The following is a 22,748-nucleotide window of genomic DNA, read 5'->3' on the forward strand; positions in this document are numbered from 1 at the left end:
GCGCGGCCGGACACGGAACATTGAAAGCGCTGCCTCACTAGGGAGGAGTAGATGAAGGGCAAGAGACTGTTGTTGGGCTTGATGATGACCGCGTCGGCGGTGGCGTCGGCCTGGGCGCAGGAAGCAAAGGACATCACGGTCGTCCTCGACGAAGAGGTCGACCTTGTGGAGCCTTGCATGGCGACGCGCTCGAACATCGGGCGCATCATACTGCAGAATGTCTCCGAGACGCTGACGGAACTCGACGTTCGCAATAAAAAGGGCTTGATGCCGCGCCTGGCCGAGAGCTGGGAGGAGGCAAGTCCTGGCACCTGGCGCTTCCATCTGCGCAAGGGTGCGAAGTTCTCCGACGGTTCCGCCTTTGACGCCGGTGACGTCAAGCACTCGATCGAACGGGCGATGAGCGACAAGATCTCGTGCGAAAGCCCGCGCTACTTCGGCGATACCAAGCTTGAGACCAAGGTCGTCGACGACAACACGGTCGATATCACCGCGACGCCGGCCCAGCCCATCTTGCCGCTCCTGATGACGCTGGTGACGATCGTGCCTGCCGAAACCCCGATCGAATTCACGCGCGAGCCGATCGGCACGGGTCCCTACAAGCTCACGGAATGGAAGGCGGGTCAGAGCATCACGCTTACGCGCCGCGACGACTATTGGGGCAGCGCGCCGGAGGTGACGAAGGCTACCTATGTGTTCCGCGCCGATCCCTCCGTGCGGGCGGCCATGGTCGCTGCCGGCGAGGCCGACATTGCGCCGCTGATCTCCGAACTCGACGCCAATGACGCCGAGCTGGATTTCAGCTATCCCAACTCCGAAACCTTCTATATGCGGCTCGACCACTCGATACCGCCGCTCAACGACAAGCGTGTGCGCCAGGCGCTCAACATGGCGCTCGATCGCGATGCCTTCATCGGCACGCTGCTGCCAAAGGGGGCGATCAAGGCGACGGCAATCGTGCCGCCGACGACACTCGGCTGGAATCCCGACGTGAAGGTCGCGCCCTTTGACCCGGAAGGCGCCAAGAAACTGCTTGCCGAGGCGAAGGCCGATGGCGTTCCTGTCGAAACGCCCATCACCATCGTCGGTCGTACGAACAACTTCCCGAACGTTGTGGAAGTGCTCGAAGCTGCCCAGCAGATGTTTGAAGAGGTCGGCTTCAAGACGAAACTGCAGATGTACGAAGTCGCGGAATTCGAAAAGCAGTATTCGAAGCCCTATCCGGAAAACCGCGGACCGCAGCTTGTCGCCGCACAGCACGACAATGCGCGTGGCGATCCGGTTTTCTCGATGTACTTCAAGTACGACAGCAACGGCCGTCAATCGGGCATCGCGAATCCGGATGTCGACAAGATGATCGCCGAAGCGACCGCGGCAACCGGCGAGGCACGCGCCGCCGGCTGGAAGAAGCTCATCGCCTATCTTCATGACGAGGTGGTTGCCGATGTGCTGCTGTTCCATATGGTGGGCTTTGCACGGGTCAATCCGCGCATCGACTTCACCCCGACGATCGCAACCAATTCTCAGCTGCAACTGTCGGAAATCCGCTTCAAGTAAGCGGATCCTGAAATTGGGAAGGGCGGCGACAACTCCGCCTTTCCTACAGCGCCGTGCGTGTTCAGGCGCATAAAGGGTCGCTGTAGCGCTTTGATTACTGCATGTTCCTCAAATCGGCTCCGATCTGAGGAACATGCAGAGACAATCGGGAGTAGGACCGATGGGAAAAAAGATGATGAGGCGCATCGTTTCGAGTTTCTTCTCGCTCGTCGCGCTCGTGGTGATGGTGTTCTTCCTGTCGCGGTTGACGGGCGATCCGGCAGCCCTGTTCCTGCCGATCGATGCGACCCAGGAAATGCTCGACAAGTTCCGCGAACTGCATGGCTTGAACGATCCGCTCATTCAGCAATTCGGACGTTATGTCTGGGACATCCTGCACCTCGACTTCGGCGACTCGATCCGCAAGGCGCGTCCAGCGATCGACGTGGTTCTGGAGTCCTTCACCTGGACGCTGCAACTGGCGCTGATCACCATCGCGCTGGTGACGGTGCTCGCCATCACCATCGGCTCGATCGCGGCTTTCCGCCCCGGCGGCCTGTTCGATCGTTTCGTCTCACTGGTCTCGCTGATCGGCGCATCGGCCCCGGATTTCTGGATCGCGACCGTCGGCATCGGCCTCGTCTCCATCACGCTCGGCTGGGTTCCGACGTCGGGCACCGGCACGCTCTGGCACTGGATTTTGCCGGTGGCGGTGCTCTTCATCAGGCCGTTCGGCTTGATCCTTCAGGTGGTGCGCGGCTCGATGCTGACAGCTTTCGGATCCGCCTATGTGAAAACCGCGCGCGCCAAGGGCGTCGGGAACCGTTCGATCATTTTCGTCCATACGCTGCGTAACGCCATGCTGCCGGTAATCACGGTCATCGGCGACCAGGCGGCTGCGATGCTTAACGGCGCCGTCGTTGTCGAGACGATCTTCGGTTTCCCCGGCGTCGGCAAGCTGATGATCGATTCCATCTTGCAACGCGACTTCAACGTGATCCTTGCGGCGATCATGGTCACCGCGCTTGCGATCTTCGTCATGAACATGCTGATCGACATTGCCTACGCATTGCTTGATCCGCGCCTCAGGACCTGAAGGCCATGACCATGTCCAGTATTTTGCCATCCACGCAGATCCCGGCCAAGCAGCGCGGCAAGGCGCATGTACTCATAGGCATGTTGTGGCGCGACAAGTTTGCGTTCTTTGCAACGGTCTTCCTCATCCTTGCGGTTCTGTGCGCCATCTTCGGGCCGATGCTGCTCGGCGAAGCGGCGGTGGCGCAAAACCTGCGCGCCCGCAATCTGGCGCCGTTTTCGCTCGATAGGGGCTGGCTCTTTCTGCTTGGAGCCGACGCACTCGGCCGGCCGTTGCTCGCCCGTATCGTCGTTGCCGCGCAAAACACCTTGATGATCGCCGCTGGCGCTGTCGTCTGCTCCGGCGTCGCCGGTGCATTGCTTGGCCTCGTTGCCGGCTATTCTTCCGACCGGGTGTCGAACGTGATCATGCGGCTTGCCGACGTGATCATGTCCTTCCCATCGCTGCTTCTCGCAGTGATCGTGCTCTACATGCTGGCGCCATCTGTCGGCAACATCGTGATCGTTCTCGCCGTGACGCGCATCCCGGTCTATCTGCGCACGACGCGCGCCGAGGTGCTCGAGATTCGCCAGCGCATGTTCGTACAGGCGGCAAAGGTCATGGGGGCGTCGTCCTTGCGGATCGTCTTCCGCCATATCCTGCCCATGGTCGTCCCGACGCTCGTGACCATTGCGACGCTCGACTTCGCCGTCGTCATGCTGGCCGAGTCCTCGCTTTCCTTCCTCGGCATCGGCATTCAGCCGCCCGAAGTGACCTGGGGCCTGATGGTCGCACAAGGCAAGCAGTACCTCACCAACGCCTGGTGGTTGGCGTTCTGGCCGGGCCTGGCGATCATTCTGACAACGCTGTCGCTCAACCTGCTGTCGAACTGGATGCGCGTCGCCCTCGATCCGGCGCAGCGCTGGAGACTCGAAATCGGAGGCCGCAAGAATGGCTGAGCATCTGCTTGAAGTTCGAAACCTGTCCGTTCAGTTCCACACGGCCGGCGGCACGGTGCATGCGGTGCGCAACATAAGCTGGCATCTGGACCGCGGCGAAACACTTGCGATTCTCGGTGAAAGCGGTTCGGGCAAGTCCGTCTCCGCCTCCGCGATCATGAACCTGATCGACATGCCGCCTGGCGAGATCACCAGCGGAGAGGTCATCTTCGCTGGAAAAAACTTGCTCGCCATGTCCGACGATGAGCGGCGCGCGATCAACGGCAAGCGGATCGCAATGATCTTCCAAGACCCGCTCAGCCATCTGAACCCGGTTTTCACGGTCGGCTGGCAGATCATCGAGGTGATGCGCATTCATGGGATCGCGCCCGACGCAGCACGCGCACGCGCGCTCGATCTTCTGAAGCGTGTCGGCATTCCCGCGCCGGAAACGGCGATGCGCAAATATCCGCATCAGTTTTCCGGCGGCCAGCGCCAGCGTTTGATGATCGCCATGGCGCTTGCGCTCAAACCCGACATTGTGATTGCTGACGAGCCGACGACTGCGCTCGATGTAACGGTACAGGCCGAGGTGCTTGCCCTCCTCGGCGAATTGCAGGAGGAAACAGGCCTCGGACTGCTGTTGATCACCCACGATCTCGGCGTCGTGGCCGACATAGCTGACCGGGTGGTCGTGATGAACGCCGGCGAGATCGTGGAGACCGGGACGCCGGACGAGGTCTATCACAATCCCAGGCATCCCTACACGCGCAAGCTGATTTCGGCTGCTCCCGGTCGGGGCGAGATGCATGAACCGAATGCCACCGGTGAGCCGCTTTTGAAGGTCGAAGACCTCTGCAAGTCCTATGGCTCCTTCAAGGCATTGAAGGGCATATCCTTCACCTTGCAGCCGGGAGAGACGATAGCCGTCGTCGGCGAGAGCGGATCGGGAAAGTCGACCCTGGCGCGCACGCTCCTGCGGCTTGACGAGGCGGACTCCGGCCACGCCTATTGGAAGGGCCGGGACCTCCTGAAAATGCCGGCCAAGGAGCTCTACCAGCTCCGGCGCCAGATGCAGATGGTGTTTCAGGATCCGACGCAGTCCCTCAATCCGCGCATGACGGTCTACCAGCTGATATCGGAGGCCTGGGTCATCCATCCCGAGATCCTGCCGAAGCCGCAATGGCGTGCGCGGGTGGAGGAATTGCTGACGCAGGTCGGCCTTTCGCCCGCCCATGCCGAGCGCTATCCGCACCAGTTCTCCGGCGGCCAGCGCCAGAGGATCGCGATCGCCCGCGCGCTGGCGCTTCGGCCCGAACTCATCGTTTGCGACGAGGCAGTCTCCGCACTTGACGTGTCGATCCAGGCACAAGTGATCGCGCTCCTCGACAAGCTCCGGCGCGAACTGGGCATCGCTTTCATCTTCATCGCCCACGACCTGCCGGTGGTGCGCGATTTCGCTGATCATGTGATGGTGATGCAGTCGGGCGAATGCGTCGAAGTCGGCACCGTCAGGCAGATCTTCGGTAGCCCGCAGCGCGACTATACGCGGCGCCTGCTGGACGCCGGCCTCGATCCGGACCCGCGCGTTCAAGCAGCGCGTCGCATGCCCAAGGTTCGTGCCGGCCTCGAAACGGGCTGAGCGCGGGACGCCCGACGAATGCGGGCGAGGCCGAGATCGGCCCACGCTCGTCCTCGGCATCGGCGCGGCGCGCTATCGCAGGAAGAACGGTTCATCGAAAAAATGTTCCTCCAGATTGACGCCTTCTCCGCCGCGATCGATCACCGCGAAATTGGAAACGGCCTCCAGCGGCGTCAGGATGCCGTGCCAGACGTTACGGGCTATGTTGACCCCTTGGCCCGGTGCCGCCAGGAAGGCGCGCGGCTCGCCGGGACCGCCGGCCGTCTCCTCGGAAACCACGACCAGGAACGGGTTGTTTCCGAGCGGGATGAAGGCCTGGCTCCCAAGCGGGTGCCGCTCCATCATGGTCAATGTCAGGGGCAGGGCGTAAGGCTCGCCGCGCACGATGCTGATCATCGGCCGTGCTTTTTCGCCCGTGGTTTCGATCCTGGCGAGGTCGTGGTAACGCATGCACTTTCCCCCATTGATCGGAAAACTGTGAGCGTTTTCCGTCTCGATGACGTCACCGAAAGGCGCAAAAGCCTCGCGGGTCAACGGCTGGATGGCGATTTCCTTCATCTGGCAGGTTCCACGATTCCGCCCAAAGACGTGCAAACGGCTGACGCCGCCTTGTCGTCATCGCATTCCTTCAGTTTGGCAGCATGTCCTGGAGGCGGAGCAGTGCAATCCTTTCCACCTGGCGGCACGCCGTGTTGAACTCGGTTTCGCGGTCGTTGCCGAGGCGGCTTTTGAAGGCGGTCAAGATCTCGTCCTTGCGGCGTCCCTTGACCGCCATGATGAATGGAAAGCCGAACTTTTCGACATAGGCGCTGTTGAGCGTCGTAAAGCGCTCGCTCTCGCTGTCTGTTAGCGCGTCGAGACCGGCCGAGGCCTGTTCGTTGGTCGAGCTCTCGGTCAGGCGCTTGGCCTCTGCGACCTTGCCGGCAAGATCCGGGTGGGCATTGAGAACCGCCAGACGCTCCTCTTCCGTGGCGCTGCGAAAGGCGTGGACGAGAGCCGCGTGGAGACCGATCGCCGTGTCGTTGGCAGGCGAAAGTTCGCCAGCGAAGGCCCGTTTGGCGATCCACTTAGAATGTTCGAAGACGCTACCGAAGCGAGCAATGAACACCTCTTCGGAAAGCCGGGAGGGGCGGCCATTATCGGCCTCGAAGGGGAAGGTCTTCGCCCAGTGGCGGGCAATGTCGATGCGGCGGGCAAACCAAACCTTCTCATGCCCCTTCACATAGTCGAGGAAACGGGCGAGTGCTGCGGTACGCCCCGGCCGGCCCGCGAGGCGGCAGTGGAGGCCGATGCTCATCATCTTCGGCGAGCCGGCGGCACCCTCTGCGTAGAGAACGTCGAAGCTATCCTTCAGATAGCCGAAGAACTGGTCGCCGCTGTTGAAGCCCTGTGCTGTCGCAAAGCGCATGTCGTTGGCGTCGAGCGTGTAAGGTATGACGAGCTGTTGCTTGCCGTTGTACTCGTGCCAGTAGGGGAGGTCGTCGGCATAGGAATCGGAGACATAGTCGAAGCCGCCGGCCTCGGTCACCAGATCAAGGGTGTTTTCCGAGCAGCGGCCGGTGTACCAGCCGCGCGGCGGCTCGCCGGTGACGATCGTGTGGAGACGGATCGCCTCGGCGATTTCGGCCCGCTCCTTATCGATGCTGAAATCCTTGTGCTCGATCCATTTCAGGCCGTGCGAGGCGATCTCCCAACCGGCCTCCTGCATCGCCGCGACCTGGGCGGGTGAGCGTTTGAGCGCCGTTGCCACGCCATAGACCGTGACCGGTACGTCCATGCCGGTGAACAGGCGGTGCAGGCGCCAGAAGCCGGCGCGTGCGCCATATTCGTAGATCGACTCCATGTTCCAGTGGCGCTGGCCCGGCCAGGCCTGGGCGCCGACGATTTCCGAAAGGAAGGCCTCCGATGCCGCATCGCCATGCAGCACGCAGTTTTCGCCGCCCTCCTCGTAATTGATCACGAACTGGACGGCGATCCGCGCTCCGTCCGGCCAGGCGGCATGGGGATTTGGGCCATAACCGTGAAGATCGCGGGGATATCTCATGAAAACAGCTCCTCCAGACATTGTCTCTGGTCCCAATTGGTAGCGAGAAAGCCGCGTTCTCATTCCCCCCAAAAAATTTGAAAGTCTCGAAGGCTGAGGCCGCTACCCAAGCGCATCTCCCCTCTGGATACTGTGCAATGGAAAGCTGACTTCGGGAGGAGCGAACGCATGCAATCTCAAGGTGGAAACGCTGGCCGCCTGACGACCCACGTGCTGGACACGGCAAGCGGCAAGCCGGCCAGCAACCTGCGCATCGAACTCTATCGGTTCGATGGCGAGCGGGCGGAGCATCTCGTCTCCACGAGGACCAACGACGATGGCCGCTGTGACCAGCCGCTCCTTGCCGGCGAGCGCCTGGAAAGCGGCACTTACGAGCTGCGTTTCCACGCTGGCGAATATCTCAGCCCGGCCGCAGAACGTGGCGCCAATCCCTTTCTCGACGTTATACCGATCCGCTTCGGGATCGCCGACCAGGCGGCGCACTATCACGTGCCGCTCCTGCTTTCGCCCTATGGCTACTCGACCTACCGCGGGAGCTGACCGGCCATGACAATTGAAATCCGCAAAACCATCCGTTTCCTGCTCAATGACCGGCTTGTCGAGCTTGCCGATGTTTCACCCGTCCAGACCCTGCTCGATTTCCTGCGCATCGATCGAAACTTGCGCGGAACCAAGGAAGGCTGCGCCGAGGGCGACTGCGGAGCCTGCACCGTGCTCGTCGGCCGGCTCCTCGGCGGTCAACTGAAATACGAATCCATCAACGCCTGCATTCGCTTTGTCGGTTCGCTCGATGGCCGCCATGTCGTCACCGTCGATGCGCTGGCTCAGTCGAGCGGTCCGCTTCACCCGGTGCAACAGGCAATGGTCGACACGCATGCATCACAGTGCGGCTTCTGCACGCCGGGCTTCGTGATGTCGCTCTACGGCCTCTGGATGGAAAATCCAAAGCCGAGCGTTCAGGAGATCGAGAAAGCTCTGCAGGGCAATCTCTGTCGCTGCACCGGCTATGCCGCGATCATCCGTGCGGCGAAGGCTATTTCGTCGATCGGCGAGGTCGGAAAGGATCCGCTCGTCGTCGAGCGCGAAAATATCGGCAGGCAGCTTGCCGCTCTTCAGGATGGCCGTCGTGTCGTGATCGGCGAGGAGGCCGAACGTTTCGTGTTGCCCGCTTCGGTGGACGATTTTGCCGCGGTATTCGAATCCAATCCGAAGGCAACGATCGTTGCCGGCTCGACCGATGTCGGTCTCTGGGTGACGAAGTTCATGCGCGACATCGCGCCGGTCGTGCACATCTCCCACCTCGATGACCTGCGCCGGATCTCCGTCGACGGCGACGGCATCACGCTCGGGGCCGGAGTCAGCTACACCGAAGCCTATCCGGTGATCGTGGAGCACTTCCCGCAATTGCGGGAGCTATGGGATCGGATCGGCGGCCGTCAGGTGCGCAACATGGGCACGATCGGCGGCAACGTCGCCAATGGTTCGCCGATCGGCGACACGCCGCCGGCGCTGATCGCGCTTGGCGCATCGGTGACGCTGCGCAAGGGGGCACGGCGTCGGACCCTGCCGCTCGAGGCTCTCTTCATCGAATACGGAAGGCAGGATCGCGAACCCGGCGAATTCGTGGAGTTGATACGCATCCCGCTCCTCGACGAGGCGGCGCGCTTCGCGGTCTACAAGGTCACCAAGCGGCTCGACGAAGACATTTCCGCCGTCTGCGGTGCCTTTCGTGTGGCGCTCGATGGGCGGGGAAAGGTCGCCGACGTGACGGTCGCCTTCGGGGGCATGGCGGGTACGCCGAAGCGCGCCTTTAACGTGGAGGCGAGATTGAAAGGCGCGGACTGGAGCGAAGCGACGATTGAGGCCGCGGTGGCCGCCTTTGTCGAGGACTTCACGCCTCTGACCGATTGGCGCGCCTCTGCGGAATACCGCATGCTTGTGGCGAAGAACCTGCTCCGCCGCTTTTACCTGGAAACGCAGGAAGCCGGACGCGTCCGGCTCGATCGCGCTGTCGCCGTCGCGGTCTAGGGGAGGTTTGAGCCATGAATGTGATGCAGCCCATCGACCGCATCCGCGGAGGCGTTCACGAGAAGGAAAAGCACGAGTCCGGGCACAAGCATGTCTCGGGCACGGCGGAATATATCGACGACATTCCCGAACCCGCCGGGACATTGCACGCCTATCTCGGCCTGTCCGCCCGGGCGCATGCTGAGATCCTGTCGATCGACTTCGCGGATGTCAGCGCCAGCGCCGGCGTCATCGGCATTCTGACGGCGGACGATATTCCCGGCGAAAACGACATCAGCCCCGCGCATAAGCATGACGATCCGGTTTTTGCGACCGGCAAGGTCGAGTTTCATGGGCAGCCGATCTTCGCCGTGATCGCGACGTCACGCGAGGCCGCGCGGCGGGCGGCTGCGAAGGTCAAGGTCGACTATCGAGACCTGCCGCATGTCACCGACGTGAAGGAGGCCGCGGCGGCGAACTATCCGCTGGTGATTGATCCGCTCAAGCTTGAGCGTGGCGACATCGATGCCGGATTTGCCAAGGCGAAGAATATCGTCCAAGGCGAGATGCGGATCGGCGGCCAGGATCACTTCTACCTGGAGGGCCACATTTCCTTCGCCATCCCCGGTGAAGATGACGAGGTGACCGTCTACGCCTCGACCCAGCATCCGAGCGAGACGCAGCATATGGTCGCTCAGGTATTGGACGTTCCCTCCAACGCGGTGACCGTCAATGTCCGGCGCATGGGCGGCGGCTTCGGCGGCAAGGAGACGCAGGCGAACCTCTTCGCGGCGGTTGCAGCCATGGCGGCGCGCAAGTACCGCCGTGCCGTCAAGATCCGCCCCGACCGCGACGACGACATGACGGCAACCGGCAAGCGCCACGATTTTCATGTCGACTACAGGATCGGTTTCGACAATGACGGCCGGATCGAGGCGGTGGACGCGGTCTTTGCGGCACGCTGCGGTTTTTCGGCCGATCTCTCCGGTCCGGTGACCGACCGCGCGCTCTTCCATGCCGATAACTGCTATTTCTATCCGAACGTTCGGCTGCGTTCGCGGCCGATGAAGACCAATACGGTGTCGAATACCGCCTTTCGCGGCTTCGGCGGGCCGCAGGGCATGGTCGGCGGCGAGCGGATGATCGAGGATATCGCCTACACGCTCGGCAAGGATCCGCTTGAGATCCGCAAGCTCAATTTCTACGGTGGCGAGGGGCGCAATGTGACGCCCTATCACCAGACCGTCGAAGATAACATCATCGGGCGGATCATCGAGGAACTCGAGACCTCGGCGGACTACGCCGCCCGGCGCGAGGCGGTCCTCGCCTTCAACCGCGAGAACCGCGTGATCAAGCGCGGCATCGCGCTGACGCCGGTGAAGTTCGGCATCTCCTTTACGAAGACGGAATACAATCAGGCCGGCGCTCTGGTCCATGTCTATACCGACGGCTCGATCCACCTGAACCATGGCGGCACCGAGATGGGGCAGGGACTTTACACCAAGGTCGCCCAGGTCGTGGCCGACGAGTTTCAGGTCGATCTTGACCGGATCAAGGTAACCGCGACCTCCACCGGCAAAGTGCCGAACACGTCGGCGACGGCTGCCTCGTCCGGTTCGGATCTGAACGGCATGGCGGCCGCCAATGCGGCCCAGCAGATCAAGGCGAGACTTGTCAGCTTTGCGGCGGAACGTTTCGGGGTCAGCGAAGCGGATGTCGCCCTCGAGCCGAATGTGGTCAGGATCGGCAACGAACGCATCTCCTTCCCGGAATTCATTAAGACGGCGTACACGGCGCGCGTTCAGCTTTCCGCCGCCGGCTTCTACAAGACGCCGAAGATCCACTGGAACCGCTCCGAAGGCCGCGGCCGTCCGTTCTATTACTACGCCTACGGTGCCTCCTGTTCGGAAGTCAGCGTCGACACGCTGACCGGGGAATACCAAGTCGACCGCACGGACATCATTCACGACGTCGGCAAGTCGCTCAATCCGGCGCTCGATCTCGGTCAGGTCGAAGGCGCTTTCGTGCAGGGCATGGGCTGGCTGACGACGGAAGAACTCTGGTGGGATGCAAAGGGCCGGCTGCGCACCCATGCGCCATCGACCTACAAGATCCCGCTCGCCTCCGACCGGCCGCGTGTCTTCAATGTGCGTCTGGCGGAATGGTCGGTCAACCGGGAGGAGACGATCCGCCGCTCCAAGGCGGTCGGGGAACCGCCCTTCATGTTGGGCATTTCCGTTCTCGAAGCTATATCCATGGCAGCGGCAAGCGTTGCGGGATATCGTATTCCGCCGCGTATCGACGCTCCGGCGACGCCCGAGCGCGTGCTGATGGCAATTGAGCGGCTGCGCGGGAGCATTGCCACGGAGACGACGCGCTAGCATTTGATGCGGCGCATGGCCGACCGGTGTCGGACCATGCGCGGAAACAGGAATCACGAACATGCTGCCAAGCAGAGAGGATATCCGGGCTTTCCTAAATCGAGAAGCGGCCTCAATTCTCGTCGAGGTAGCCGTCGCGGCCGGCTCGACCCCTCGCGACACGGATGCCTGGATGCTCGTCTCGAAGAATCACATCTTCGGCACGATCGGCGGCGGCCAGCTGGAATATATGGCGATCGAACACGCGCGGAAGCTTCTCCAGGGAGCGAGCGCGGATTGCGAGTTGACGATCCCGCTCGGCCCCGAGATCGGCCAATGTTGTGGCGGTCGCGTCGCGCTCGCGTTCAAACCGGTCGACAGGCAAACCCGCGCGGTACTGATAGAGCGCAGCGACCGCGAAATCGCCCGCCGGCCGCATGTCTATGTCTTCGGCGCCGGGCATGTCGGCGACGCCCTCGCCATTGCGCTTTCACTGGTGCCGCTGCGAACCATCCTCGTCGATACCCGCGAGCATGAGCTTTCAGCCGTCGATGTTCCCAGCATCGAGACCTGCCTCACGGCGATGCCGGAGGCGGTCGTGCGCGATGCCCCGCCGGGAAGCGCCTTCGTCATCCTTACCCATGACCACGCGCTGGATTTCCTGATCGCCGCCGAAGCGCTCGGTCGGAAGGACGCCTGCTACGTCGGCATGATCGGCTCGAAAACCAAGCGCGCCACGTTCAAGAGCTGGCTTTCGCGGGAAATAGAACGTCCCGAACTCGTGGAGAAGCTTGTCTGCCCGATCGGTGGCGCCTCGGTGAAGGACAAACGACCGGCGGTGATTGCAGCGCTCGCGGCCGCCGAAATCATCACTGCGGCGTTGAAGGGCAATCAGAGGCAGGAAGAGATCCCGTCAAGCAGACAGGGAAGACCGATCGGCGCGTGAGGCGCTTCCGTTGGAACCCGCGACCCGTGGCCGTCTGCTCCTACGAATTCCGGGCAAAAAACCGTTACACACTTAACCTTGATTGCTCTCGTCCGCTCCAATCACTCCGGAACGAGGAACGTGACGGCGAAGTCGCGGAGGACGTCTGCGATCGGAACGTGGCGCTGAGGCTCGACGATGTCCCCGGTGAAAAGGTTCCGCAATAGCGTGGGCTCGCGGCCATCGGGCCATGCCAGATAGGTGTCCTGCCATAGGCCGGGAAGGATGGACAGCCTGTGCCCATCGGTATGGCGGAAGACAAGTCGCGGGACCACCGTGATCGCAAAGTCGTTCTCGGTGTGCCGCATGAACGCAGTAGCATGGCGGGAGCCGGGGCCTCGCAGATGCAAGGGCAGATACCCGCCTTTCGTCAACAGGTCCGCGCCTCTGTTTCGGCGATAGTTCAGGCATGTTCCGATCAGCAATTGCTTGCAGTCTTCAAAATCGCTCGTAGTCGGCGTCCGCGGGAGAGTCGAGGGTGAGGGCCGCGGTGAAAATGGCCGGCGATTATCGGGGTCGACGAGGCTGAGGTTGAGACGCTCGCTGCCTTGATAAATATCCGGAATTCCCGGTGCGGTCAGCTTCACCAGGGTTTGCGAGAGGCTGTTTATCAAGCCGGCCCGAATGAAAGGCGTGGCCGTATTCCCGAAGCTCTCGAGAAATGTTCGGTTCCGCAAATCGAGGAGGTCAGAGAGAAACGCCGTCACCGCCCTCTCGTAGTCCTCGTCGGGGCACTCCCAGGTCGTCCTCAGTTTTGCTTCCCGGAGCGCCTTTACGGCAAAGCCGCCGATGCGGCCACGCAGAGCCGAAAGTTCCTGCTCGTTGAGAAGAGGCTCGATTGGCCAGATACCAAGCAAGCTCTGGTAGAGGAACTGCTCTACGGAGGTTTCCGGCGCGTCGCCGCTTTGGAGATGGCGGATCCGTTCCGCATTCATATCGTGCCAGTGTGCAACCGAGATGGCCCAGGCATCCGGTGCCTCGCTGATCGTATAGAGACGGGCGCGTGCGTCCTCGCCAAGTTTGGTGTCGTGTGTGGACGTTGCCGAGAGGCCGTTCGGCATTTCGCGTGCGCGATCTCGCATCATCTCATGAAAGCGGTCGACGCCGCCCGGCCTCCAAGACGGAGCGGCTCCCACTTCATTCGCAGCGAGATAATCTGTCCTTCTGTAGAAGAAGGTATCCTCGACCGCCTTGGCCATGACGGCGCCACTTAGTTGCTGAAAACGCGTACGAAACTCGGATTGCAATTCTCGGTTCGCCAGGCCGCCCTTCAGTGCGGCCATGGCAATGGCGATTTCGGTCTCGGCCGTTGGGGCGGCGGCCACCGCTTTCAATTCAATTTCGTCGAGGATTCGATTGTCGCGCTCGGTTGCTCCGCGGTCGCTGACATAGGTCCGGTAGACGTGCAGCGCTGCCATCAACTGGCGAATGGCTTCGGCGCAGCCGTCGGTGTCGTGCGGTGAATCGTCATTGTTCCCGAGGCGGGCGGCAAGTCTCGCGAGCCGCATGACCTCGGCGCTGAAATTATGGCCCAACACTTGCAGCTTGCATTCAAGGACCGCCTTTTTCACCGCCGACCTTCGCGTCCAGCTCAAAAGCCCGGAAGAGGGGTGCTCGTTGGTCAGGAGTTCCGCCAGTCCTGAGATGAACTCGTAGCCCGTGCTCCCCTCAACCGGCCATTCCTGCGGCAGCGTTTCATTCTCCTCCAATATTTTCTCGACGACGAGGTAGGTGCTGTTGCCGACGTGTTGGCGCAAGCGATGAAGGTAGGCTTCGGGATCAGCAAGACCGTCGATGTGATCGACCCGTAATCCGTCAACGAGGCCATGCCTGACCAGATCCAGCGCCAGCCGATGAGTGTCCGCAAAAACCGACGGATGTTCGACTCGCATGCCGATTAGGCCGGCTATCTCAAAGAACCGGCGATAGCTCAGCTGGTGTCGCGCGGATTTCCAGCTTGTGAGCCGCCAGTGCTGTATCTGATGCAGCTGCAGCAAATACGGCTTGTCGGCGGAGAGCCGTTCGAGAAGTTCGTCCAGCTCCGCGGCAACCTGTGGCGTCTCCAACATCGACGAGACTTCGGAATGAAGATCCGCGGTGCCCTTGGGCTCCGCCGCTCCGGCAACTGCGGCAATCCCTTCGAGAGCCGGGTTCGCATCCTTGAGAATTAGCGGATAGGTAGCGGGGTTGAGGGGATAGAGCGCATCATAATATTTCAGCGCCAGACAATTGCGGTTGCGATCGAGTGCGAGCCGGACATTGCCGGCGGCCAGCTCTTCCTCAAAAGACTGTCCCAGGAAAGGCAAGGTGAGAGGCTCCCGCCAGTCGATGTCGAAATAACCGGCATATGCGCTGGAGCGGCCCGATTCGATGACACTGTGCCACCACGTATTCTCGAGACTGGCGGCCATATGGTTCGGAACGATGTCGAGAATGATCCCGAGTCCTTCGGCTCTGAGTTGGCTGACCAGCCGCAAAAATCCCTCTCGACCGCCGAGAGCGGTGTCGATCTCGTTAAAATCGACAACATCGTAGCCATGCGTCGAGCCACGCACCGCCGAAAATATCGGCGAGGCGTAAAGATGGGATATGCCGAGCCGGACGAGATGTGGGACCAGTTCCACGGCCTTCGCGAAATCCATCCCGTTTCGAAATTGCAGGCGATAGGTTGCTTTGAGCGGTTGCATGGCGGGGCTGATTTAATCCTGGAAAGATCCAACACTACTCATCGCCCTTTGTTCCGCGGCCATGCGACAGGAACAGCATTTCCACGACCTGTGACAGCCACCCCTCGCCCGGATGCGAAGCTTGGTCTGGAAGTCTGCTTTTCTTGGAACTGCTCCGGCGCCGACGATCCGCTGCCGGACTCCCCACGCGGAGGCGCTTGGCTAAGCCGAAATTGTTAGATTCACGGCGGTTCGCATGAGGATAAACTAGCCCATTCGGGGAAGTATTTCTTTGTTTCACTTGGTGTTAAATTGTTCGCTGCGGATTTTTCCATATTGCCGTTTCGTTCAATACTTTGTGATAGCTTTGCCAGTGTGCTTGTATCTAGGGCGAGGCACGTCAAAGACATAACGGAAGCTTTGAGACTAGGTGCAAGTCAAGCTCGATCGGCTCGCAATGCAGGCACTTTCTGGGCAAACGCTTGCTTTTATTCTGTCGCGCCTGCGGTGGATGGGAGCCCGCTAATCTGACGGTTGGAGAAGATCGTGAAAACAAGGAGGGTGCAATGAACAGGCTGAGACGCATTCTTACTCTTTCGACGGCTCTGGCATTGGTGGCAACATTATCGATCCCATTTGCTACGGGAATCGCGATCGCCGATTACGCGGATGACGGTGGTGGCTACGGTGACGGTGACGGCGGCGGCGATGGCGATGGCGATGGCGGCGGCGATGGCGATGGCGATGGCGGCGGCGACGGGGATGGTGACGGCGATGGGGACGGCGACGGCGACGGCGATGGGGACGGCGACGGCGACGGTGATGGTGGCGGCGGCGGCGGCCACGGCCCGCATGGCAACAACGGATACGGTAACGGCGGCGGTGACGGCGTTCCCGGCAATTCCGGCAAGACCGATGCTAATCGTTAACATGTAGAATATGTGAGGGCGGCCGCCGCCTTGCAGGAGAGCCGCCCTCCTTGCGTTTTGGAAGCGAACGGGAAGCGGACGAGTACGAAGCGAATTATACCCGCTCCGGCCTTCCTGACATGCTTTGACCGTGGCTGAAGCGGGCGAGATGCGGTTAGGCACCTCAGGCGAGCATCTTGCCGATCAGTCTCTGACAGCGCTCGGCCATGAAGTCGATCATCAGCCGGACCTTCGGGTCCTGGAAGCGTTTGTGGGGATAGATCGCGGCAAGCTGCGCCCCCAGGGGCGGCGTATCCTGCAGGACGGGGATGAGCGAGCCCTCGTTGATGAACTGCTTCACCTCGAACAGCGGTTTGTTGATGATGCCGTGGCCATCGAGCGCCCATTGGGTCAGCACGTCGCCGTCGTCTGAATCATAGGGGCCGGTTACCTCGAGCTTGCGCACACCGTCGGCGGTCTGCAACGTCCAATAATATTCCTTTGAACCGGGATAGCGTAGCAGCAGACAATCGTGATGCTCGGTGATGAGGTCATCGGGCGTTGCAGGTATGCCGCGCTGCGCAAAATAGGCAGGCGCACCGCAGATCACCCGGTCGCAATTCATGATCCCGCGCATGCGCAGGTTCGAATCCTCGAGGATGCCGAGCTTGAACGCCACGTCCACTCCTTCGCTTAAGATGTCGACGTTGTGGTCCGAGAGGCGAAGGCGCACCTCGATATCCGGGTACTTGTCGTGGAACTCCGGAATGCCGGAGGCAATCAGCCGGCGGCCGATCCCGAGCGGCGCCGTAATCCGAAGCGCACCCTTGGGATTGCGCGAAAGATCGGCGATCGCGCTTTCGGCTTCGTTCACCGCTTCGAGAATTTTGACGGCGCCGTCGTAGAAGACACGGCCGTGCTCGGTGGGTGTCAGCTTGCGGGTCGTGCGGTTGAAAAGGCGAACGCCCATATGCCGCTCCAACTCCTTGATGCGGTTGCTGGCAACCGCAGGCGTCACGCGCTGGTCGCGTCCTGCCGCCGACAGCGTTCCGAGTTCTACGACACGCACGAAAACGCGCACATTATCGAGATAAGACATGCCTCCCGCCTATGCTCCTCCAATGCCGACCGGTGCGTTTCAGCGCACTAAAGGTCGTTTTAACACTTTGAATTTCTGCATAGTTTTATTCCCAAATCGACTCCGAATTGACGAGCCATGCAGTAAAGCATCCGCGCTCCTTCGATTTTATAGTTTTTTTTGAAAGAGTTGGTGGTCGCGCGGCGTTCTCCCCTGCCCAAGCAATGACACATAATGCCGCCCAGAAAAATGGGAGAGCTGCATGTATGAATTTGCCATTGCCTGGGACTGGCTGACATTTGCCGTGAGATGGCTGCATGTCATCACCGGCATCGCCTGGATCGGTTCGTCCTTTTATTTCGTTGCGCTTGATCTGGGCCTGAGGCAGCGGGAGGATCTGCCGGTCGGCGCCTATGGCGAGGAATGGCAGGTTCACGGCGGCGGCTTCTATCACATCCAGAAATACCTGGTTGCGCCGGAAAACATGCCCGAGCATCTGATCTGGTTCAAATGGGAGTCCTACGTCACCTGGCTTTCCGGCTTCGGCATGCTGGCGCTCCTCTATTACGCCGGCGCCGACCTCTACCTGATCGATCCGAACGTGCTCGACGTTTCAAAGCCGGCAGCGATCGCCATTTCGCTCGCCTCGCTTGCCTTCGGCTGGCTCGCCTATGACACGGTCTGCCGCTCGCCGCTCGGCAACGACAACACTCGGCTGATGGTACTGCTCTATTTCGTGCTCGTTGCCGTCGCCTGGGGCTACACCCAGCTCTTCACCGGCCGCGCCGCCTACCTGCATCTCGGCGCCTTCACGGCGACTATCATGTCGGCAAACGTGTTCTTCATCATCATTCCTAACCAGAAGAAGGTCGTTGCCGACCTGATCGCCGGGCGGACGCCTGACCCGAAGCTCGGCAAGCAGGCAAAGCAGCGCTCGACCCACAACAACTATCTAACGCTGCCCGTCCTGTTCCTGATGCTGTCGAACCACTATCCGCTGGCCTTCGGCACTCAGTACAACTGGATCATCGCCTCGCTCGTCTTCCTCATGGGGGTCACGATCCGCCACTGGTTCAACACCCGGCACGCCCGCAAGGGCAGCCCGAGCTGGACATGGCTTGTCACCGCGCTGCTCTTTATCGTCATCATGTGGCTTTCAACGGTGCCCAAGGTTCTTTCGGAGGGTGGTGAGGCCAGGGCCTCGACAGCCGAAGAGACCGTGGTCGCGTCGGCTGACTTCGAAAAGGTGCGCGATACCGTGCTCGGCCGCTGTTCAATGTGCCATGCCAAGGAGCCTGGCTGGGAGGGGCTGATCGTGCCGCCGAAGGGCGTCGTCCTCGAGAACGACGGCGACATCGTCGCGCATGCCCGCGAGATCTATCTTCAAGCCGGGCGTTCGCACGCCATGCCGCCTGCCAATGTCACCGGCGTTACCGATGAGGAACGCCGCCTGCTGGTCTCCTGGTACGAGACGGCAGTGAAGGAAGGAAAGATTCAATGAATGAGTTGCTGATCCGCGGCCGGGTGTTGACCTTCGTCAAGGAACCCGAGGGTATCGACGACAACGCCTCCTATCGTTTTTTCGAGGACGGCGCCGTGCTGGTCCGGAACGGCAAGGTAGCAGGTGTCGGTGCTCATGCTGATGTCGCGAAGCAGGCCCTCGAGGGGGTGAAGGTCGCCGATCATCGTCCCAATCTCGTGCTGCCCGGTCTCATCGATACGCATCTGCACTTTCCGCAGACGCAGGCGATCGCCTCCTATGGCGCGCAGCTTCTGGAGTGGCTGAACACCTATATCTTCGTCGAAGAGCAGAAGTTCAAAGCGCCTGAGCACGCCGCGTTCGTCGCTGGCCGTTTCATGGACGAATTGCTCGCCAACGGCACCACGACGGCGGTCGCCTATTGCTCCGTGCATCCGGAGAGCGTCGACGCCTTCTTCGCGGCAGCCGAGGCGCGTAACATGCTGATGGTCGGCGGCAAGGTGATGATGGACCGCAACGCACCGGACGCACTGCGCGACACACCGCAAAAGGGCTATGACGAGACGAAGCATCTGATCGGCAAATGGCACCGCCGCGGTCGCGCGCATTACGCGATCAGCCCGCGTTTCGCCATCACCTCGACGCCCGAACAGATGGAAATGAGCCGGGCGCTCGTGGCGGAACATCCAGACTGCTACGTCCAGACCCACCTTTCAGAAAACAAGGACGAGATCGCCTTCGCGACTTCGCTCTATCCAGAGGCGAAGGACTACACGGATATCTATGCGCGCTATGATCTTCTCGGTCGCCGGACGCTGCTCGGTCATTGCATCTATTTGAGCGATCGCGAAATATCGGTGCTGGCAGAGACCGGAGCGGTCGGCGTGTTCTGCCCGACGTCCAATCTCTTCCTCGGCAGCGGACTGTTTGACCGCGATCGCTTCGACCGACTCGGCGCCCGCCATTCGGTCGCGACCGATGTCGGCGCCGGAACGAGCTTCTCGATGCTGGAGACCATGGACGAGGCCTACAAAGTGCTGCACCTCCAGGGCCAGCGGCTTTCTCCGCTCAACTCGTTCTACATGATGACCCTGGGTAACGCCCGCGCGCTCGAACTCGAACATTCGATCGGTTCGCTTCATGTCGGCGCGGACGCCGATATAGTCGTTCTCGACAGCCGCGCGAAGCCGGCGATGGAACTGCGTATGCAGGTGGCATCGTCATTGCTCGAGGAGCTTTTCATCCTGCAGACGATGGGCGACGACCGCTCGGTGGCGGAAGTCTATGTCGCGGGCAGACCGATGAAGCGCACCGCGCGAAGCACGCCCGTGACCGCGCTTTCGGCAAGGACAGTTGAAACGGCCTAATCCCGAACGGTCAAAACGACCGTGCCGGCCGGGACCCCATGTTCCGGCCGGCTACAGTTCTTCCGGCCGCCTTTCTCTGACCATCGGCCCGAGGACGGCGAGCCTTTCGTCGGTTACTCGGACCGAGCGGCCCGAGATCGATATGCCGACGATCGTAACTCCATATTTTTTGAAGACCGGTGCCGCGACGCCCCTGATTGTCACCATTGCAATCGGGTGCCGTTTGTCGTCGCTTTAAGCTCCCTATGGCATCGAAAGACGTGCGCCCACCCCGGTTAGCAGGAATTGCTCTATAAATTCAAAATCGTAGCCAGACCAAAGAAAAAGCTATCGCTGTGCTAAGGCGAATGTTCTGGACGCAACGGCGGCGCCATCGAATGCTACGAACAACAGAGCATCGCAGCAGAGCCAAGGATGTCGGCCTTTGAACGATGCTCTCAGGCACGAGGTCAAGGGAGGTCAATTTTGGGCGAGCAATACGTCTGTAAGTCGTTCGAATTCAAGGACGGTGAACGGCGGATCATCCGGATCGGCGATGATGAAATCGGCGTGTTCAGGCACGAGGGCGAATTCTTCGCCTATAGCAATTACTGCGTTCACCAGGGTGGACCGGCTTGCGAAGGGCTGGTCATCGCGCGGGTCGAGGAGCGCCTACGACCTGACAAGACATCAATGGGTCTCTTCTTTTCCGAGAAGGACATGAGCTTCGCCTGCCCCTGGCATGGCTATGAATACGACATGCGCACCGGCCAGCACATTGCCGATCGCAGAGTCCGCTTGCGCAAATATGAAGTCCTGCAGAAGGGGGAGGATATCTATGTCGTCGTCTGAACGCATGGTCTCGGCCCGTGAGCCTGATGCGACGGAAAAGGTAGCCTTCGTGAAGGCTGTTTTCAAAGGCATCGAATCTGGAACCGAAGCGGCGCGGATCGTGGAGCGCAAAAAGCAGGGTGAGGCTGGAACAGCGCCACAGGTCGAGATTCTACGCCGGATTCCGGCGCAACCATCGCCTGAATCTCAGCCACTCCATCAGTTGTCTGCTTCCATGCTGGCAGTTGCGGGCGAGATCGAGCAGGCAGTTTCCGACGATGATCCAGGCCGGATCGATGTTCGCGCACAGCAGGCGCTTATGAGCGCGCTTTGTCGGCTCTATGCGGCAAATGACGAACGAGGCAACCATTTCGATGTGCTGAGCGAGCAGACAACGGTGACGGCAACCGATGCAATGGTTCTGTGCGGTGCGCTGCTCAAAGCCGTCGATCTGCAGGTTTTCGAGCTGGCTCTTTGGCAGAGCTGGAGTTCGCGATAACCCGCAGCTTGCCCCAGCCAGACACTCTCAGTGAAAGCAAAGCTACCATGGACCTTATATCCGATCGCGGCCGCCGCGTCCCAATCGAAGACCTCAACACGACCAGGCTTCTCGATCATGCCGCCAAGCAAGCGCGTGACCGCAGATATGAAGATGTGCTGATCGTAGATTGTGATGCGCATCATTACGAGAACGAGAATCTCTCCGAGATCATCCCCTTTATGGAAAACGAGGTCTTCAAACAGCTCTCGCTTTCCAGCCGCACGAAAGGACGCGGCCATATTTCGCCGGTCGGCTACGGTTGGCAGGACATGGGTGGGCGAGTAACCCGTTATCCCATGCGGTCGTCAGAGAAGACGCCTGTCGAGAAAGGACCGAAGCGGGATGTCGAGCTCGGCTTCCGCTGGATGGACGCAATGGGGGTCGACTATTCATGCCTCTTTCCGACAGGCATGCTGAATATCGGCCTGCATCCCCAGAAGGAGATGGAGTTCGAACTGTCCTGGGCCTATGCCCGCTGGGTGACCGAGAAGGTCCTGCCGGAATCGCAGGGCCGCATGTACACGATGTTGGGCTTGCCCTTCAGCGATCCGGAAGGCTGTCTGCGCATGGTGGAGACCTTTGGTGACCGCAAAGGCGTGGGCGGCTTCATGGTCACTTCCGTCCGAGAGAAGATGGCCGTCTATGACAACGCCTACATGAAGCTCTATCGGGCTCTGGAAGAGCGTGGGCTTGCGCTTGCTTTCCATTCGGGGCCGAATTGGAACTCGTCGACCTTCCAAAGCTGCAACCGTTTTATTTCTGCGCACGCTCTGGGCTTCAGCTGGTTCAGCATTCTGCATTGCACCAATTGGGTTGTGAACGGCATGGGCGAGCGGTTCCCCAAGCTGCCGGTTATCTGGATTGAATCCGGACTGGCATGGGTTCCCTTCCTCATGCAGAAGCTCGACCATGAGTTCATGCTCCGCCCCTCGGAATGTCCGCTTCTGAAGAAGAAACCATCGGACTACATGCGGGATATGTTCTATTCCACGCAGCCGATGGAAATCCAGGATATGCAGGCCCTGGAAACGACGTTTCGGATGATGAATGCCGAAACGCAGCTGATGTATGCCTCGGATTATCCTCACTGGGATTTCGACTTGCCGTCGACCATCTGGGATCTCCCTTTCCTAAGCGACAAGGCGAAGCACAACATCATCGGTGGAACGGCGGCCCGCCTCTTCAAGCTGGAGCCACGGAATGAGGCGCAACGGCAGAACTTGATCAAATATGGAAATTACACGGGTTCGGCCGCCACGCCGCCGGCGCGGGCGCCAGCATCGATCCAACCGGCTCTTTGAGGAACCAACG

19 protein-coding genes are annotated in these 22,748 nt (G+C 60.8%); 14 read left to right on the top strand and 5 right to left on the bottom strand.

The features are described 5' to 3' along the window. The first annotated feature begins 51 nt into the window (after positions 1 to 51). The 4 genes from QN224_RS11480 (at position 52) to QN224_RS11495 (ending at position 5,191) form a co-directional block, all read left to right on the top strand. Complete coding sequence (locus tag QN224_RS11480; RefSeq protein WP_283976742.1) at positions 52 to 1,557, top strand: ABC transporter substrate-binding protein; 1,506 nt, start codon at positions 52 to 54, stop codon at positions 1,555 to 1,557. A 160-nt stretch (positions 1,558 to 1,717) separates the two neighbouring features. Continuing rightward, positions 1,718 to 2,632, top strand: a complete 915-nt coding sequence (locus QN224_RS11485; protein WP_283976743.1) for an ABC transporter permease — start codon at positions 1,718 to 1,720, stop codon at positions 2,630 to 2,632. 5 nt (positions 2,633 to 2,637) lie between these two features. Beyond that, positions 2,638 to 3,570 (top strand): ABC transporter permease, encoded by a 933-nt coding sequence (locus QN224_RS11490; protein ID WP_283976744.1) that lies wholly within the window; start codon positions 2,638 to 2,640, stop codon positions 3,568 to 3,570. After that, complete coding sequence (locus QN224_RS11495) at positions 3,563 to 5,191, top strand: ABC transporter ATP-binding protein (protein ID WP_283976745.1); 1,629 nt, start codon at positions 3,563 to 3,565, stop codon at positions 5,189 to 5,191. Before QN224_RS11490 ends, QN224_RS11495 begins: the two co-directional genes overlap by 8 nt. A gap of 72 nt (positions 5,192 to 5,263) precedes the next feature. On the opposite strand, the gene QN224_RS11500 is transcribed toward QN224_RS11495, so the two are convergent. Beyond that, on the bottom strand, positions 5,264 to 5,749 hold the full coding sequence (locus QN224_RS11500; RefSeq protein WP_283976746.1) for an ureidoglycolate lyase: 486 nt from the start codon (positions 5,747 to 5,749) through the stop codon (positions 5,264 to 5,266). 70 nt (positions 5,750 to 5,819) lie between these two features. Beyond that, entirely contained in the window at positions 5,820 to 7,235 is a 1,416-nt protein-coding gene (puuE, locus tag QN224_RS11505) for an allantoinase PuuE (protein WP_283976747.1), read from the bottom strand. A 168-nt stretch (positions 7,236 to 7,403) separates the two neighbouring features. On the opposite strand from puuE, the gene uraH reads away from it, so the two are divergent. From uraH to xdhC, 4 genes are all read left to right on the top strand, one after another. Then, positions 7,404 to 7,775, top strand: a complete 372-nt coding sequence (gene uraH / locus QN224_RS11510; RefSeq protein WP_283976748.1) for a hydroxyisourate hydrolase — start codon at positions 7,404 to 7,406, stop codon at positions 7,773 to 7,775. Positions 7,776 to 7,781: 6 nt separating this feature from the next. Continuing rightward, complete coding sequence (xdhA, locus tag QN224_RS11515; RefSeq protein WP_283976749.1) at positions 7,782 to 9,263, top strand: xanthine dehydrogenase small subunit; 1,482 nt, start codon at positions 7,782 to 7,784, stop codon at positions 9,261 to 9,263. Positions 9,264 to 9,277: 14 nt separating this feature from the next. Beyond that, positions 9,278 to 11,623, top strand: a complete 2,346-nt coding sequence (gene xdhB, locus QN224_RS11520) for a xanthine dehydrogenase molybdopterin binding subunit (protein WP_283976750.1) — start codon at positions 9,278 to 9,280, stop codon at positions 11,621 to 11,623. Between the two features lie 64 nt (positions 11,624 to 11,687). Continuing rightward, positions 11,688 to 12,548 carry a xanthine dehydrogenase accessory protein XdhC gene (gene xdhC / locus QN224_RS11525; protein ID WP_283976934.1) on the top strand — a complete coding sequence of 287 codons (861 nt, stop codon included), beginning with the start codon at positions 11,688 to 11,690 and terminating at the stop codon, positions 12,546 to 12,548. 101 nt (positions 12,549 to 12,649) lie between these two features. On the opposite strand, the gene treY is transcribed toward xdhC, so the two are convergent. Continuing rightward, a complete protein-coding gene (gene treY, locus QN224_RS11530) occupies positions 12,650 to 15,274 on the bottom strand; it encodes a malto-oligosyltrehalose synthase (RefSeq protein ID WP_283976751.1) in 2,625 nt (874 codons plus the stop codon). Between the two features lie 545 nt (positions 15,275 to 15,819). Here treY and QN224_RS11535 point away from each other — a divergent pair. Next, complete coding sequence (locus tag QN224_RS11535; protein WP_283976752.1) at positions 15,820 to 16,182, top strand: hypothetical protein; 363 nt, start codon at positions 15,820 to 15,822, stop codon at positions 16,180 to 16,182. 163 nt (positions 16,183 to 16,345) lie between these two features. On the opposite strand, the gene QN224_RS11540 is transcribed toward QN224_RS11535, so the two are convergent. Next, on the bottom strand, positions 16,346 to 17,260 hold the full coding sequence (locus tag QN224_RS11540; protein WP_173512310.1) for a LysR family transcriptional regulator: 915 nt from the start codon (positions 17,258 to 17,260) through the stop codon (positions 16,346 to 16,348). 241 nt (positions 17,261 to 17,501) lie between these two features. Here QN224_RS11540 and QN224_RS11545 point away from each other — a divergent pair, with 241 nt between their 5' ends. Together QN224_RS11545 and guaD are read left to right on the top strand one after the other, a co-directional pair. Next, complete coding sequence (locus QN224_RS11545) at positions 17,502 to 18,740, top strand: urate hydroxylase PuuD (protein ID WP_283976753.1); 1,239 nt, start codon at positions 17,502 to 17,504, stop codon at positions 18,738 to 18,740. Continuing rightward, positions 18,737 to 20,086 carry a guanine deaminase gene (gene guaD, locus QN224_RS11550; RefSeq protein WP_283976754.1) on the top strand — a complete coding sequence of 450 codons (1,350 nt, stop codon included), beginning with the start codon at positions 18,737 to 18,739 and terminating at the stop codon, positions 20,084 to 20,086. The genes QN224_RS11545 and guaD overlap by 4 nt, the downstream gene beginning before the upstream one ends. A 51-nt stretch (positions 20,087 to 20,137) precedes the next feature. On the opposite strand, the gene QN224_RS11555 is transcribed toward guaD, so the two are convergent. Beyond that, positions 20,138 to 20,293: an IclR family transcriptional regulator C-terminal domain-containing protein gene (locus tag QN224_RS11555; protein ID WP_283976755.1), complete on the bottom strand. Its 156-nt coding sequence runs from the start codon at positions 20,291 to 20,293 to the stop codon at positions 20,138 to 20,140. 258 nt (positions 20,294 to 20,551) lie between these two features. Here QN224_RS11555 and QN224_RS11560 point away from each other — a divergent pair, with 258 nt between their 5' ends. Genes QN224_RS11560 through QN224_RS11570 form a run of 3 tightly spaced genes read left to right on the top strand, consistent with a single transcriptional unit; the run spans position 20,552 to position 22,738 of the window. After that, positions 20,552 to 20,917, top strand: coding sequence for a Rieske 2Fe-2S domain-containing protein (locus QN224_RS11560; RefSeq protein WP_283976756.1), 366 nt, complete (start codon positions 20,552 to 20,554; stop codon positions 20,915 to 20,917). 49 nt (positions 20,918 to 20,966) lie between these two features. Then, positions 20,967 to 21,395 (top strand): hypothetical protein, encoded by a 429-nt coding sequence (locus QN224_RS11565; RefSeq protein ID WP_283976757.1) that lies wholly within the window; start codon positions 20,967 to 20,969, stop codon positions 21,393 to 21,395. Between the two features lie 47 nt (positions 21,396 to 21,442). Next, a complete protein-coding gene (locus QN224_RS11570) occupies positions 21,443 to 22,738 on the top strand; it encodes an amidohydrolase family protein (protein ID WP_283976758.1) in 1,296 nt (431 codons plus the stop codon). The last annotated feature ends 10 nt before the right edge of the window (positions 22,739 to 22,748 follow it).

It is taken from the genome of Sinorhizobium sp. 7-81 (assembly GCF_030124405.1).
Lineage (GTDB): Bacteria > Pseudomonadota > Alphaproteobacteria > Rhizobiales > Rhizobiaceae > Sinorhizobium > Sinorhizobium psoraleae.

What these genes read in the sequence shown, in the direction of transcription:
- treY (WP_283976751.1), bottom strand. Translation starts at nt 15,274, where the DNA reads ATGCAACCGCTCAAAGCAACCTATCGCCTGCAATTTCGAAACGGGATG.
- xdhA (WP_283976749.1), top strand. Translation starts at nt 7,782, where the DNA reads ATGACAATTGAAATCCGCAAAACCATCCGTTTCCTGCTCAATGACCGG.
- QN224_RS11540 (WP_173512310.1), bottom strand. Translation starts at nt 17,260, where the DNA reads ATGTCTTATCTCGATAATGTGCGCGTTTTCGTGCGTGTCGTAGAACTC.
- puuE (WP_283976747.1), bottom strand. Translation starts at nt 7,235, where the DNA reads ATGAGATATCCCCGCGATCTTCACGGTTATGGCCCAAATCCCCATGCC.
- QN224_RS11545 (WP_283976753.1), top strand. Translation starts at nt 17,502, where the DNA reads ATGTATGAATTTGCCATTGCCTGGGACTGGCTGACATTTGCCGTGAGA.
- QN224_RS11555 (WP_283976755.1), bottom strand. Translation starts at nt 20,293, where the DNA reads ATGGTGACAATCAGGGGCGTCGCGGCACCGGTCTTCAAAAAATATGGA.
- QN224_RS11480 (WP_283976742.1), top strand. Translation starts at nt 52, where the DNA reads ATGAAGGGCAAGAGACTGTTGTTGGGCTTGATGATGACCGCGTCGGCG.
- QN224_RS11495 (WP_283976745.1), top strand. Translation starts at nt 3,563, where the DNA reads ATGGCTGAGCATCTGCTTGAAGTTCGAAACCTGTCCGTTCAGTTCCAC.
- uraH (WP_283976748.1), top strand. Translation starts at nt 7,404, where the DNA reads ATGCAATCTCAAGGTGGAAACGCTGGCCGCCTGACGACCCACGTGCTG.
- QN224_RS11535 (WP_283976752.1), top strand. Translation starts at nt 15,820, where the DNA reads ATGAACAGGCTGAGACGCATTCTTACTCTTTCGACGGCTCTGGCATTG.
- QN224_RS11500 (WP_283976746.1), bottom strand. Translation starts at nt 5,749, where the DNA reads ATGAAGGAAATCGCCATCCAGCCGTTGACCCGCGAGGCTTTTGCGCCT.
- QN224_RS11570 (WP_283976758.1), top strand. Translation starts at nt 21,443, where the DNA reads ATGGACCTTATATCCGATCGCGGCCGCCGCGTCCCAATCGAAGACCTC.
- QN224_RS11490 (WP_283976744.1), top strand. Translation starts at nt 2,638, where the DNA reads ATGACCATGTCCAGTATTTTGCCATCCACGCAGATCCCGGCCAAGCAG.
- guaD (WP_283976754.1), top strand. Translation starts at nt 18,737, where the DNA reads ATGAATGAGTTGCTGATCCGCGGCCGGGTGTTGACCTTCGTCAAGGAA.
- xdhB (WP_283976750.1), top strand. Translation starts at nt 9,278, where the DNA reads ATGAATGTGATGCAGCCCATCGACCGCATCCGCGGAGGCGTTCACGAG.
- QN224_RS11485 (WP_283976743.1), top strand. Translation starts at nt 1,718, where the DNA reads ATGGGAAAAAAGATGATGAGGCGCATCGTTTCGAGTTTCTTCTCGCTC.